At 63.2% G+C, this 12100-nt stretch carries 13 protein-coding genes; 9 read left to right on the top strand and 4 right to left on the bottom strand.

Annotation, left to right across the window (positions count from 1 at the left end; translation table 11 throughout):
- Positions 1-95: 95 nt before the first annotated feature.
- Positions 96-686 carry a carbonic anhydrase gene (locus JJT62_RS01080; protein ID WP_202070838.1) on the top strand — a complete coding sequence of 197 codons (591 nt, stop codon included), beginning with the start codon at positions 96-98 and terminating at the stop codon, positions 684-686.
- A 157-nt stretch (positions 687-843) separates the two neighbouring features.
- Here the strand turns inward: JJT62_RS01080 and JJT62_RS01075 are convergent, their stop codons facing one another.
- Genes JJT62_RS01075 through JJT62_RS01060 form a run of 4 tightly spaced genes read right to left on the bottom strand, consistent with a single transcriptional unit; the run spans position 844 to position 5834 of the window.
- A complete protein-coding gene (locus JJT62_RS01075; RefSeq protein ID WP_165049324.1) occupies positions 844-1188 on the bottom strand; it encodes a rhodanese-like domain-containing protein in 345 nt (114 codons plus the stop codon).
- Between the two features lie 22 nt (positions 1189-1210).
- Positions 1211-1594 carry a carboxymuconolactone decarboxylase family protein gene (locus JJT62_RS01070; protein WP_202070837.1) on the bottom strand — a complete coding sequence of 128 codons (384 nt, stop codon included), beginning with the start codon at positions 1592-1594 and terminating at the stop codon, positions 1211-1213.
- Entirely contained in the window at positions 1591-4869 is a 3279-nt protein-coding gene (locus JJT62_RS01065; RefSeq protein ID WP_202070836.1) for an efflux RND transporter permease subunit, read from the bottom strand. The genes JJT62_RS01070 and JJT62_RS01065 overlap by 4 nt, the downstream gene beginning before the upstream one ends.
- Positions 4866-5834: an efflux RND transporter periplasmic adaptor subunit gene (locus JJT62_RS01060; protein ID WP_202070835.1), complete on the bottom strand. Its 969-nt coding sequence runs from the start codon at positions 5832-5834 to the stop codon at positions 4866-4868. The genes JJT62_RS01065 and JJT62_RS01060 overlap by 4 nt, the downstream gene beginning before the upstream one ends.
- Positions 5835-6242: 408 nt before the next feature.
- On the opposite strand from JJT62_RS01060, the gene JJT62_RS01055 reads away from it, so the two are divergent.
- From JJT62_RS01055 to cydX, 8 genes are all read left to right on the top strand, one after another.
- Positions 6243-6593, top strand: coding sequence for a helix-turn-helix transcriptional regulator (locus JJT62_RS01055; RefSeq protein ID WP_202070834.1), 351 nt, complete (start codon positions 6243-6245; stop codon positions 6591-6593).
- Positions 6594-6604: 11 nt separating this feature from the next.
- Positions 6605-6805 carry a DUF2892 domain-containing protein gene (locus JJT62_RS01050; RefSeq protein WP_202070833.1) on the top strand — a complete coding sequence of 67 codons (201 nt, stop codon included), beginning with the start codon at positions 6605-6607 and terminating at the stop codon, positions 6803-6805.
- Between the two features lie 64 nt (positions 6806-6869).
- Positions 6870-7538 (top strand): Crp/Fnr family transcriptional regulator, encoded by a 669-nt coding sequence (locus JJT62_RS01045; protein ID WP_202070832.1) that lies wholly within the window; start codon positions 6870-6872, stop codon positions 7536-7538.
- 82 nt (positions 7539-7620) lie between these two features.
- Positions 7621-8901, top strand: coding sequence for an NAD(P)/FAD-dependent oxidoreductase (locus JJT62_RS01040; RefSeq protein ID WP_202070831.1), 1281 nt, complete (start codon positions 7621-7623; stop codon positions 8899-8901).
- Between the two features lie 65 nt (positions 8902-8966).
- A complete protein-coding gene (gene cydP, locus JJT62_RS01035) occupies positions 8967-9128 on the top strand; it encodes a cytochrome oxidase putative small subunit CydP (protein ID WP_202070830.1) in 162 nt (53 codons plus the stop codon).
- Between the two features lie 126 nt (positions 9129-9254).
- Positions 9255-10829, top strand: coding sequence for a cytochrome ubiquinol oxidase subunit I (locus JJT62_RS01030; RefSeq protein WP_202070829.1), 1575 nt, complete (start codon positions 9255-9257; stop codon positions 10827-10829).
- Positions 10830-10841: 12 nt separating this feature from the next.
- Complete coding sequence (cydB, locus tag JJT62_RS01025) at positions 10842-11978, top strand: cytochrome d ubiquinol oxidase subunit II (RefSeq protein WP_202070828.1); 1137 nt, start codon at positions 10842-10844, stop codon at positions 11976-11978.
- A gap of 13 nt (positions 11979-11991) precedes the next feature.
- Positions 11992-12096, top strand: coding sequence for a cytochrome bd-I oxidase subunit CydX (gene cydX / locus JJT62_RS01020; protein WP_165049298.1), 105 nt, complete (start codon positions 11992-11994; stop codon positions 12094-12096).
- Positions 12097-12100: the final 4 nt, after the last annotated feature.

Here is a 12100-nt window from a genome sequence, read left to right as displayed (position 1 = left end):
TCCTTATTTGCTTGAATGAAACGCCGGAGCGCCGTGCTTACAGGCTCGGGCGACGTGAAAAATCAGAACAAGCTTGTTTGGCCTTGTGGGAGAAAATGATGAGCAGGATCGTCGACGAAGTTTTGTCCGCCAACGCCGCTTACGTGTCGGGCTTCGGCTCGAAGGGCGATCTCGCTTTGCCGCCGGCGCGCGGTTTCGCGATTCTGACCTGCATGGATGCGCGTCTCGACCCGGCGAAATACGCCGGCCTTTCGGAAGGCGACGCCCATGTGATCCGCAACGCCGGCGGCCGTGCGTCCGACGACGCGATCCGCTCGTTGGTTATTTCCCACAAGCTGCTCGGCACGAATGAGTGGTTCGTGATCCATCACACCAATTGCGGCATGGAGCTTTTCTGTGACGAGGTGATGAGCGAGCTGCTCGACGACAACCTCGCGACCGCCTCGCTCGACATGGCGACGTTGAAATGGTCGAACCCGCAGCATGGCGGCGGCTGCTCGGCGGGTCATTTCATCAAATGGCACACGATCAAGAATCAGGAAGAGAGCGTCGCGCAGGACGTCGCGCGCATCCGCTCGCATCCGCTGGTCCCGAAGAACATACCGATCTACGGCTATATCTATGATGTGAAGACCGGCAAGCTGAACGAAGTGCCGGGGGCGTCGGAGATCGGGCGTGCTGCCTGATTTCTAGAAGCGAACGGAAAGCAATTAAGCGGGCCCCCTCCCTGTCCCTCCCCCGCTGACGCGGGAGAGGGGACGCTCATGATCGGCATTGCTGATGAAGGCGACGATCTGCTCCCTCTCCCGCGCAGCGGGGGAGGGTTGGGGAGGGGAAGCCGCGTTACGCCTGCACCGCGCCGCCGCGCGCGCGCCAGCCGCCGGTGCCCGGCGCATAATGGCGCACATTCTTGCGGCCGGCCTGGATCGCCTGCCCCAGCGCCTTGGCCGAGCGACCGCCCGCCTGGCAGATGATCACGCAATCGCCTGCCGGCAGCTTCGACGGATCGAATTGCGAGAGCGGCAGATTGCGCGCGCCCGGCACATGGCCGGCGGCATATTCATGCGGCTCGCGCACATCGACGATGGCGCAGGAGCCTTCTTTCACGAGGCGGGCGAAATCCTCATGCTCGATCGTCGGCAATTCGCCGCCGCCTCCGGTGAGCTTGGACATCAGGCCTGACAGCATTTTCTTCTTCCTTTCTTCTTGCTCAAGCGGTTTTCGCTTGAGGGGTTTGCGCGCCGCCGGCTTCGCCGCCGGCAAATTGATTGAAAGCCGAAAGCGCATGGCTCGCGTACATCACCGAGGGGCCGGCCCCCATGTAGATCGCCATGCCGAGCGTCTCCAAAATCTCCTCGCGCGTCGCGCCGCGCTGGCAGGCGGCCTTTGTGTGGAAGGCGATGCAATCGTCGCAGCGCACCGCGACGCTCACAGCGACGGCGATCAGCTCCTTCGTCTTGGCGTCGAGCGCGCCGGGGGCGCCGGCGGTCGTCGCCATGGCGGAGAAGGTCTTCATCACATCGGGCGCGCCGACGCGCAGATTGCGAAGGTCTGCCGAGAGCGTCTTGGCGAGTTCGGGCCAATCATTGGTCATGCGAGCTTCCCTCCTTGCGGCGCGCCTGGCGCCGGTGGGCGTTGGTCGTCGCGCAGGACGACATAGATGGCCGGGATCACGAGCAGCGTCAGCGCCGTCGAGGACGCCAGGCCGAAGACGAGCGAGATGGCGAGACCTTGGAAGATCGGGTCGGTGAGGATGAAGGCCGCGCCGATGATCGCCGCCGCGGCGGTGAGGAAGATCGGCTTGAAGCGCACCGCGCCCGCCTCGACCAATGCTTCGCGTAGCGACATGCCGCGCTCGCGCAGATGGCGGATGAAGTCGACGAGCAGGATCGAATTGCGCACGACGATGCCGGCGAGCGCGATGAAGCCGATCATCGACGTCGCCGTGAAGGCGGCGTTGAAGAGCCAATGGCCCAGCACAATGCCGACGAGCGTGAGCGGCACTGGCGCCAGAATGACCAGCGGCAGCTTGAACGAGCCGAATTGCGCGACGACGAGCAGATAGATGCCGAGCAGAGCGACCATGAAGGCCGCGCCCATGTCGCGGAAGGTCACATAGGTCACCTCCCACTCGCCGTCCCAAAGGAAGGTCGGCTTCGCGTCGTCGAGCGGCTGGCCGTGATATTTGATCGTCGGCGCGCCCGAGGGGCCCCAGTCGATCTTGTTGATCTCGTCCTCGACCGCGAACATGCCGTAGATCGGCGCCTCGAAACGGCCGGCGACCTCGGCGCTTACCATTTCGGCGAAGCGGCCGTTGTGGCGGAAGATGGGATAGGAACCGAGCTCGCGCGTCGCCTTCACCACATCGCCGAGTTCGACATTGGCGCCCTGTCGCACCGTGCCGCCGGCGGGAAGCGGCGTCGAGAGAATGCGCTCGCCGGGCGTCATCTGTGAGCGTGGCAAAGCGACGGTGATGTCGATGGGCTTGGCCCCGCCGCCGCGTTGCGAGAAGCCGATCTTCACGCCGCCCACGAGAGCGCCGATCGTGTCATAGACCGCGCGCTCCTCGACGCCGTGATATTCGAGCGCCTCCTGGTCGATCGCAAAGCGCAGCCGCTCCGCGCGCTGGCCGAAGCTGTCATCCGTGTCCACCACGAAATCGACCGCGTCGAAGGCCTTGCGCAGCTTGGTCGCGAGGTCGCGCCGCGTCTGCGCGTCCGGCCCATAGACTTCAGCGAGAAGCGTCGAGAGCACGGGTGGGCCGGGCGGCACTTCGACGACCTTGATCGCTGTATGCTCGGGCATGGGGAGGCCCTTGAGCTTCTCGCGAATCTCCAGAGCGATCGGGTGGCTGGCGCGCTTGCGCTCGTCCTTGGGCAGGAGGTTGATCGCGAGATCGCCCATCTCCGGCGCCGAGCGCACGTAATAATGGCGCACAAGGCCGTTGAAGTTGAAGGGCGCCGCCGCGCCGGCATAGGACTGGATGGAGGTGAGCTCGGGAATGTCCTTGAGGCGCTCGGCCGCGGCTGTCAGCACGCGATCCGCCTCCTCGAGCGAAGCCCCGCGCGGCAGATCGACGACCACCGCGACTTCCGACTTATTGTCGAACGGCAGCAGCTTCACGCGCACGCTCTTCGTGGCGAAGAGGCCGAGCGAGAGCAGCGTCGCCACGCCGACAGCGGTGAGAAAGCGTTGCGAGCGCTTGCGGCCCTGCAGCAAGGGCGTGGCGATGCGGGCGTAGAAATTGCCCATGGCGCCGCGTTCGTGGGAGTGGTCATGGCCCGCGCCGCCCTCCTGTTCGAAACGCTTGCCGGCGATCTTCAACAGAAGCCAGGGCGTGATCGTCATGGCGACGAAGAAGGAGAAGACCATGGCCAGCGAGGCGTTGGCCGGAATGGGGCTCATATAGGGCCCCATCAGACCCGAGACGAACATCATCGGCAGAAGCGCGGCGATGATCGTCAGGGTCGCGACGATGGTCGGATTGCCGACTTCCGCGACGGCCTCAACGGCGGTGTCGATCAGGCTGCGATCGCCACGCATTTGCCAGTGGCGAACAATGTTCTCCACGACGACGATGGCGTCGTCGACGAGAATGCCGATGGAGAAAATAAGCGCGAACAGGCTGACGCGGTTGATCGTGTAGCCCATCAGCCAGGAGGCGAAGAGGGTCAGCAGGATCGTCGTCGGGATGATGACGAAGACGACGACGCCTTCGCGCCAGCCCACCATCACGACGATGAGCAGAACGATGGAGACGGTCGCGAGCGCCAGATGGAAGAGAAGCTCGTTCGCCTTCTCCGTGGCGGTCTCGCCATAGTTGCGGGTGACGGCGATCTCCAAATCTTCGGGGACGATGCGGCCTTTGACCGACTCCAGCCGATGCAACACGTCCTCGGCGACGATCACCGCATTGGCGCCCTTGCGCTTCGCGATGGCGATGCTGACGGCCGGGCGCTTCAAGAGCGCGCCGTCTTTCTCCTTGGTCATCGTCCAACTGCGCTTGTCGGGCTCGGCGGCGCCGACGATGACATTCGCCACGTCTTTCACATAGACCGGGCGCCCGTCGCGCGTCGTCAGCAGCAGCAGGCCGATGTCCGGCACGCCCTGCAGCGTCTGACCGGCGACGACGGGGATGGAGTGGTTGTCCTCGCGGAAGGCGCCGACCATGAAGGAACGGTTGGCGTTGGTGAGCTTGTCGATGAGCTGGTTGAGCGTCACGCCATATTGCGACAGGCGCTCCGGATCGGCCTCGACGCGAATCTGATTGGGGCTGCCGCCGACGATATAGCTCAAGCCTACATTCTCGACCTTGGTGAGGTCGTGCTGCAGTTCCGCTGCAACCTGATAGAGGCCGTTATCCGTCCATTGAGTGGCGCGCTCGGGCTTGGCGGAGAGTGTGAGAACCACAATGGCGACGTCGTCGATGCCGCGGCCGATGATGACCGGCTCGGGAATCCCTTTGGGCAAGTCGAGTATGTTGGCGCGAATCTTATCGTGCACGCGCAGCACGGCGTTGTCCTGCGGCGTGCCGACGAAGAAGCGCGCCGTCACCATCACCTGATCGTCGCGCGTCTGCGAATAGACATGTTCGACGCCATTGACGCCCTTGATGATGTCTTCGAGCGGACGGGTGATGAGCTCGATCGCGTCTTCCGCCTTGTAGCCGTTCGCCTGCACCATGATGTCGACCATGGGCACGGAGATTTGCGGCTCCTCCTCGCGCGGCAGCGCCTGCAGCGCGATGAGGCCGACGAGAATCGAGGCAAGGAGCAGAAGCGGCGTCAGCGGCGAATTGATGAAGGTCCGCGTCAGCGTGCCGCTGATGCCGGGGTGGAATTCCTCGGCGTTTTCCTTTTCCTGGCTCATGGCGTGTGCACCACATCGCCGTCATGCAGGCCCGAGAGAATCTCGATCGCGTCGCCATGCGCGTCGCCGGTCTGCACGACCACTTCGGCGCCGTCCGCGAGGCGCACGAAATCGACGCCCGCCCGCCGGTAGATCGCGGATTTCGGCGCAAGGATCGTGTCGCGCTTGCCGGTCGTCACATAGACGCGGGCGCGCTCGCCGACGAAATAATTATCCAGCCCTTTCACATCGACGTCGGCAATCACGCGGCCGCCCTGGATTTCGGGATAGACGATGCGCACGCGCCCTTCCTTGCGGGCGCCGGCGCCCGTGTTGACGCCGCGTTCGCCGATCTCGACGCGATCGCCCGCGCGCATGAAGCGGGCGTGGCGCTCCGGCAGTTGCAGGCGCAGGATGTATCTGTCCTCGGCGAGCGTCGCGATGGTTTCACCCGGCATCACCACGCGGCCGATGGAGACGGGGATCGTCAGGATGCGGCCGGCGCCCGGCGCCTTCACCGAGCCTTCCGCCGTCTGCTGCTCGATGACGCCGCGGTCGGATTGCAGCGCGGCGAGAGTGCGCTCGGCGACGTCGAGCGCGGTCTTCGCCTGATCGGCCATCACTTTTGTCGAGGTGCCGCGGCGTAGAAGCTCCTGCGCGCGATCGAAGTCGCTTTGGGCCTTGTCGCGCTGCGCCTGCTGGGCGCGAATGCGCTGATCGAGGGACTGCATCTGCAAGAAAAGCTTCTGGTCCGCAACAAGCGCGATCTCGGCTCCGGCGGCGACATTGTCGCCTTCCTTGATCTTGAGCGTCGTCACTGTGCCGCCGATGCGGGCGCGGGCGATAAGCTGATGCGCGGGTTCGACGGAAGCGACGACCGCCTTCATATCGTCGATCGGCGCGATGTGAACGGCGGTTTCGCCGGCGCAGACGGCGGACGGCGCCGCGAGGGTGATCAAAAGAAAAGCGAGTCGGAAGCGATTCATGAAGTCTCCCACGCTGTCGCTGCTCAGATATATTCGATACACGTAAATTAGCAAGAACGAATTTAAAAGCTGCTGCTGTTGGCGCTTGCATTCGGAACGATCTGATCCGGTCCGCCGAATGTAGCATGAGTGGGCGCGGTCGATCGGGGCCGAGCTAACAAACCCTATGCAGCCGCGTCATGCCCGCGCTTGTCGCGGGCATCCACGCCGGAACATTACGACACGCGGGGAGAAGAAGCGGCGTTGCTCCCGCTCATGTTCGCAGCTTTCTGCGTCGGCGCGGCGTGGATGGCCGCGACAAGCGCGGCCATGACGCGGGAACGCGTCTGCTCATCAACCTGAATTGACAGTCCTCCGCGGTCAATTTGATGCTTGACACATATATGCGTCAAACTTAATTTAGAGATCATGAATATAGACCCAGCCGATCTTGCGCCAAAGGCCGAAGAGGCTGAAAGCTTCTTGAAGGCCCTCGCCAATCGACACCGGCTCATGGTCCTGTGCGAATTGCACAAGGGCGAGCTGTCGGTGAACAAGCTCCAGGAGACGATTGGCCTCAGCCAGTCTTCCCTCTCGCAGCATCTCGCCCGGCTGCGTGACGACAAGCTCGTCAAAACGCGGCGCGAGTCGCAGTCGATCTTCTATTCGCTCGCCGATGACAACGTCTCGCGTTTTATCGGCTTGCTTTACGAATTGTTCTGCGCGGACGAATGCAATGCGCGCAGCCGGCCCAAGAAGCGCCCGCGGGCGCGCAACTGATGGAGCGTTCCATGAACGTCGATCGCATGGTCATGGCTGTCGCCGGCGCGATGGTGCTCGCGAGCGTAACGCTGGCTTATCTGTTTTCGCCCTGGTGGATGGCTCTCGCTGCTTTTGTCGGGGCGAATATGTTGCAGGCCTCCTTTACCGGCTTTTGCCCTTTGGCCTTGATACTCAAGCGCATCGGCGTAAGACCGGGATCGGCCTTCTGACTTGCCAGGGCTCACGGCGTCGCGGCGCCGTCGCCTTTGGGCGGGTTCGACGTGAGGACCAAAAATGGCGTCTGACTGGATCGAGGATGTCCCCCTCCTGCGCGCGCTCGACGGGCCGACCAAGGCGATGCTGCGCGACGCGGCCATCCGCAAGCAAATCCCGCGCGGCGCTGTGCTTTTCCGTCCCGGCGACCAGTGTGTACAGTTTCCCTTGATCGTGTCGGGAACCGTCCGCGTCCAGCGCGTGACGGAATCGGGGCGCGAGATCGTGCTCTACCGCGTCTCGACCAATGAGACCTGCATTCTCACGACCGCTTCGCTGCTCTCCGACGACGCCTATGCGGCGGAGGGCGTCGCCGAGACGGATGTCGTCGCTTATATCGTGCCTGCCGAGCGCTTCGCCGCATTGATGAACGCTTCGGAAGGCTTTCGCGCGCTCGTTTTCGACGGCTACAGCCGGCGCATCGCCACGCTGATGTGCCGCATCGAAGAGATCGTCTGCACGCGCATCAATGTGCGGCTCGCCGAGCGGCTGCTCGCCTTGCGCGGCGCCGACAATCGCATTTGCGTCACTCAGCAGGCGCTCGCGGCCGATCTTGGAACGGCGCGGGAAGTTGTCGGGCGCACGCTCAAGACGTTCGAGCGTTCGGGCTGGGTCAAACTATCGCGCGGAGGAACAGAAATCACCGACGCAGGGGCTTTGCGCGCGCTTTGCGACGCTGAGCGTGACTAAGTCGCTGTGAGCATCTCCTAATTTAGCTAGTTCGAATATAACGAGCGCGCGGCAGTCTGCCGCGACTGTGGGAGGATGTCAGATGGCTCACGTGGTGGTTCTCGGCGCCGGCATCGGCGGCGTCGCGGCGGCGATCGAAGTGCGCGAATCCTTGAAGAAGGAGCACAAGGTCACCGTTATTTCCGATCTGCCGAACTTTCAGTTCACGCCGTCAAATCCCTGGCTTGCGGTCAATTGGCGCAAGCCCGATGAATTGAAGGTGCCGCTCGCGCCGGTCTTCAAGAAGAAGAACATCGACTTCACGGATGTCGGCGCCAAGCGCGTGCATCCGGCGGAAAACCGCATCGAGCTCAATGACGGCGAGAGCATTTCCTATGACTATCTCGTCATTGCGACGGGGCCCAAGCTCGCTTTCGGCGAAATCCCAGGGCTGGGCCCGCATGGCGGCCATACGCATTCGATCTGCACGCTGCAGCACGCCGAAATCGCCTCGAAGGCCTGGGAAGAATTCTGCGAAAATCCCGGCCCGATCGTTATCGGCGCGTCGCCGGCTGTCTCGTGCTTCGGCCCCGCCTACGAATATGCGATGATCATCGTGTCGGATCTGCGCAAGCGCGGCATCCGCCACAAGGTGCCGATGACCTTTGTCACTTCCGAACCCTACATCGGCCATCTGGGTCTCGGCGGCGTCGGCGACACCAAGGGCCTGCTCGAATCGGCTTTTCGTGATCGCGACGTCAAATGGATCACCAACGCCAAAACCACCTCGGTGGAGCCGGGCGTCCTGAAATGCCAGGAGCTGAACGACGACGGCTCGGTGAAGAAGGAGCATGAGCTCCCCTTCAAATTCGCGATGATGATGCCGGCCTTCACGGGCATCGACGCCTTGATGGGAATTGAAGGATTGGTTAACCCGCGCGGCTTCGTCATCATCGACAAGAACCAGCGCAATCCGACCTTCAAAAACGTCTTCGGCGTCGGCGTCTGCGTCGCCATCCCGCCGGCCGAGCCGACTCCTGTCGCGACGGGCATGCCCAAAACGGGCTATATGATCGAATCGATGGTGACGGCGACCGCCCACAACATCGCGGCGGTCATCAACGGTAAGGAGCCGAAGGAAGAAGGCACCTGGAACGCCGTTTGCCTCGCGGATTTCGGCGATCGCGGCGTCGCCTTCGTCGCCCAGCCGCAAATTCCGCCGCGCAACGTCAACTGGTCGAGCCAGGGCCGCTGGGTGCACTGGGCGAAAGTCGCATATGAGAAATACTTCTTGCGTAAGGTGCGCAACGGACAGAGCGAGCCGGTTTACGAACGCTACATCATGAAGCTGATCGGAATCGAGCGCTTGCGTCGCGTTCTCTGATACAGCCGGCCCGGCGCGACCATCGGCCGCGCCGGGCCGCCAGACGACCGAGGAATCAACGCCAAATGCCGCGCAGCACCCTCCGCCGCGAACTGACCGTCGCGATCATTGTCAAAGTTGCGGCAATCTTCTTGCTTTATTTTCTGTTCTTCAGCCCGGCGCATCGCATCCATGTGACGCCGGCCGACATGGCTGCGGCGCTCCTGGAGAAGCCGCAACCGCGCTGATTCGAATATTGCGGTGTCTCTCGCTTCCCGCGAGCCAGGAGACATCTCGCAAGGCCGCCGAGCAGGCTCTGACCGGAGGGGCGCGTCTCCCTTTCCGGCAGCTTGCGCCAACGCAGGACAGTCGCAATGGACTTCGACGTCGTCACACTTTCCCGTCTGCAATTCGCGCTGACGGCTCTATACCACTTCCTCTTTGTGCCGCTCACTTTGGGTCTCGCCTTGCTGCTCGCCATCATGGAGAGCGTCTATGTGATGACGGGGCGCGAAGTCTGGCGCGACGCGGTCAAATTCTGGGGCACGCTGTTCGGCATCAATTTCGTGATGGGCGTCGCGACCGGCATCACCATGGAATTCCAGTTCGGAACGAACTGGGCTTATTACTCCCATTATGTCGGCGATATTTTCGGCGCGCCGCTGGCCATCGAAGGGCTCATGGCCTTTTTCATGGAGGCGACTTTCGTCGGCCTCTTTTTCTTCGGCTGGAAGCGGCTCACCAAGGTGCAGCATCTTGTCGTCACCTGGCTCGTCGCGCTCGGCTCCAATTTCTCGGCGCTCTGGATTCTCGTCGCCAACGCCTGGATGTCCAATCCCGTCGGCGCCGCCTTCAATCCGCAGACGATGCGCATGGAGCTCAGCTCCTTCCTGGAGGTGCTGTTCAATCCGGTGGCGCAGTCGAAATTCGTCCACACGGTCAGCGCCGGCTATGTGACCGGCTCCATGTTCGTGATGTCGATCGGCGCCTATTACATCCTGCGCAAGAAGCACATCGAGATTGCGCGCCGTTCGCTGACGGTCGCCGCGAGTTTCGGCCTTGCGTCCGCCTTGTCGGTCGTCGTGCTCGGCGACGAGAGCGGCTATACGGCGGGTGAGAACCAGAAGATGAAGATCGCCGCCATCGAGGCGATGTGGGAGACGGAGCCCGCGCCGGCGTCCTTCACGCTCTTCGGCCTGCCCGATCTCGAGACCCAGACGACCAAATATGCGATTGAAATCCCCTATGTCCTGGGCCTCATCGCGACGCGCTCATTCGACAAGCCCGTCGAAGGCATCAAGCCGCTTGTCGAGCACAATGCAGAGCGCATCCGCAACGGACTTCCCGGCTATATATGGATGACCCAGGAGGGCGGCCGCGTTGGCGTTTCCGTGCCGCCGCAGCTCGAAGGCTCGATGCGCGACGTCGGCCATTCGCTGCTGCTCAAGCGCATTCGCCCCGACATCGAGAACGCCACCGAGGACGAGATCAAGCAGGCGGCGCTCTCGACCGTCCCCGACGTGCCGGTTCTCTTCTGGAGCTTCCGCATCATGGTGGCGCTCGGCTTCTATTTCATCGCGCTTTTCGGCGTCGCCTTTTATCTCTCCAGCCAGCGGCGCTGCGGCCAGCCGTGGTTCCTGCGGCTGACCATGTTCAGCCTTCCCCTGCCCTGGATCGCGGCCGAGCTCGGTTGGATCGTCGCCGAATATGGCCGCCAGCCCTGGATCATCGACGGCGTGATGCCGACCTTCGTCGGCGTTTCGAGCGTGCCCGCCTCCAATGTCGCGGCGAGCCTCGCGGCCTTTGTCATCTTCTACACGGCGCTCGCCGCTGTCGATGTGGCGCTGCTCCTCAAATATATTCGCAAGGGCCCGCATCCCGCGCCTGCAGCCCCACCGCTGGCCGGCGCTTTGCCCGAAGCGCAACCCGCCTTCGACGCCTCGCGCTAAAAGGAACGCCATATGTTCGATTATGCGACCCTGCGCTTCATTTGGTGGGCGCTCCTCGGCGTGCTGCTCGTCGGCTTCGCCATCTTCGACGGCTTCGACCTCGGCGTCGCCCTGCTGCACCCCTTCGTGGCCAAGAAGGATGTCGAGCGCCGCGTGTTGATCAATACGATCGGCCCGGTGTGGGAAGGCAATCAGGTCTGGTTCATTCTCGGCGGCGGCGCGGTCTTCGCCGCCTGGCCGCCGCTCTACGCCGCCTCCTTCTCGGGCTTCTATCTGGCGATGCTGCTGGTGCTGATCGGCTTTATCCTGCGACCTGTCTCCATCACCTTTCGCAGCAAGCGGGACGAGCCGCTCTGGCGCGCGACCTGGGACTGGCTGTTTTTTGTCTCGGGCGCCTTGCCGTCGGTGTTGTTCGGCGTCGCTTTCGGCAATCTGCTGCTGGGCGTCCCCTTCCATTTCGATCAGTCGCTGCGCTTCCAATATGAGGGCGACCTTCTCAGCTTGCTGCATCCCTTCGCGCTGCTTTGCGGGATCGTGAGCGCGGTGATGTTGTTCATGCAGGGGGCCGCCTGGCTCGCGGGAAAGACGGAAGGCGAGATCAACGCGCGGGCGCGGGGCATCGGCGCGGCCGCCGCGCTGGCGCTTGTCTTGCTGCTTCTGGCGGGAGGGCTCTGGATCGCCACCGGAATCGAGGGCTATCGAATCGAGTCGGACGTTAATTACGCCGGCCCGTCCAACCCCTTCGGCAAGACAGTCGTGGCCGGCGCCGGCGAGTGGCTCCTCAATTACGCACGCTTTCCGCTTGCCGCATTTGCGCCGCTCGCCGCCCTTCTCGGCGCGCTCGGCGCCGCGATCCTGCTGGCGATCGGTTCGCCGCTCGCTATATTGGCCTCGAGCGTCTCTGTCGCGGGCGTCGTGACGACGGCGGGCTTCAGCCTGTTTCCCTTCCTGCTCCCCTCGTCCTCCCATCCGGACGAGAGCCTGACCGTGTGGGATGCGTCGTCGAGCCAGGCCACTCTCGGCCTCATGCTCGTCGCGGCCCTCTTCTTCCTCCCGATCGTGCTTACCTATACCTCATGGGTCTATTGGGTGTTGCGCGGCGCGGTGCGCGAGGCGGCGATCGAAAAAGGCGACGATCACTATTACTGAAAGGAGAAGCGGCATGTGGTATTTTTCCTGGATCCTCGGCCTAGGGCTCGCCTGCGCCTTTGGCATCCTCAACGCCATGTGGCTGGAGCTCGACGACGACGACGAGCGCCGCAAGTAAAACG

Source organism: Methylocystis sp. Sn-Cys (assembly GCF_016745395.1).
Classification (GTDB): domain Bacteria; phylum Pseudomonadota; class Alphaproteobacteria; order Rhizobiales; family Beijerinckiaceae; genus Methylocystis; species Methylocystis iwaonis.
The sequence above is the reverse complement of the archived record's forward strand: the minus strand, read 5'-3'. Positions and strand labels throughout refer to the sequence as shown.

Bases quoted from the DNA above. Each gene is read 5' to 3' on its own strand.
- JJT62_RS01080 (WP_202070838.1), top strand. From the start codon at position 96: ATGATGAGCAGGATCGTCGACGAAGTTTTGTCCGCCAACGCCGCTTAC.
- JJT62_RS01075 (WP_165049324.1), bottom strand. From the start codon at position 1,188: ATGCTGTCAGGCCTGATGTCCAAGCTCACCGGAGGCGGCGGCGAATTG.
- JJT62_RS01070 (WP_202070837.1), bottom strand. From the start codon at position 1,594: ATGACCAATGATTGGCCCGAACTCGCCAAGACGCTCTCGGCAGACCTT.
- JJT62_RS01065 (WP_202070836.1), bottom strand. From the start codon at position 4,869: ATGAGCCAGGAAAAGGAAAACGCCGAGGAATTCCACCCCGGCATCAGC.
- JJT62_RS01060 (WP_202070835.1), bottom strand. From the start codon at position 5,834: ATGAATCGCTTCCGACTCGCTTTTCTTTTGATCACCCTCGCGGCGCCG.
- JJT62_RS01055 (WP_202070834.1), top strand. From the start codon at position 6,243: ATGAATATAGACCCAGCCGATCTTGCGCCAAAGGCCGAAGAGGCTGAA.
- JJT62_RS01050 (WP_202070833.1), top strand. From the start codon at position 6,605: ATGAACGTCGATCGCATGGTCATGGCTGTCGCCGGCGCGATGGTGCTC.
- JJT62_RS01045 (WP_202070832.1), top strand. From the start codon at position 6,870: ATGGCGTCTGACTGGATCGAGGATGTCCCCCTCCTGCGCGCGCTCGAC.
- JJT62_RS01040 (WP_202070831.1), top strand. From the start codon at position 7,621: ATGGCTCACGTGGTGGTTCTCGGCGCCGGCATCGGCGGCGTCGCGGCG.
- cydP (WP_202070830.1), top strand. From the start codon at position 8,967: ATGCCGCGCAGCACCCTCCGCCGCGAACTGACCGTCGCGATCATTGTC.
- JJT62_RS01030 (WP_202070829.1), top strand. From the start codon at position 9,255: ATGGACTTCGACGTCGTCACACTTTCCCGTCTGCAATTCGCGCTGACG.
- cydB (WP_202070828.1), top strand. From the start codon at position 10,842: ATGTTCGATTATGCGACCCTGCGCTTCATTTGGTGGGCGCTCCTCGGC.
- cydX (WP_165049298.1), top strand. From the start codon at position 11,992: ATGTGGTATTTTTCCTGGATCCTCGGCCTAGGGCTCGCCTGCGCCTTT.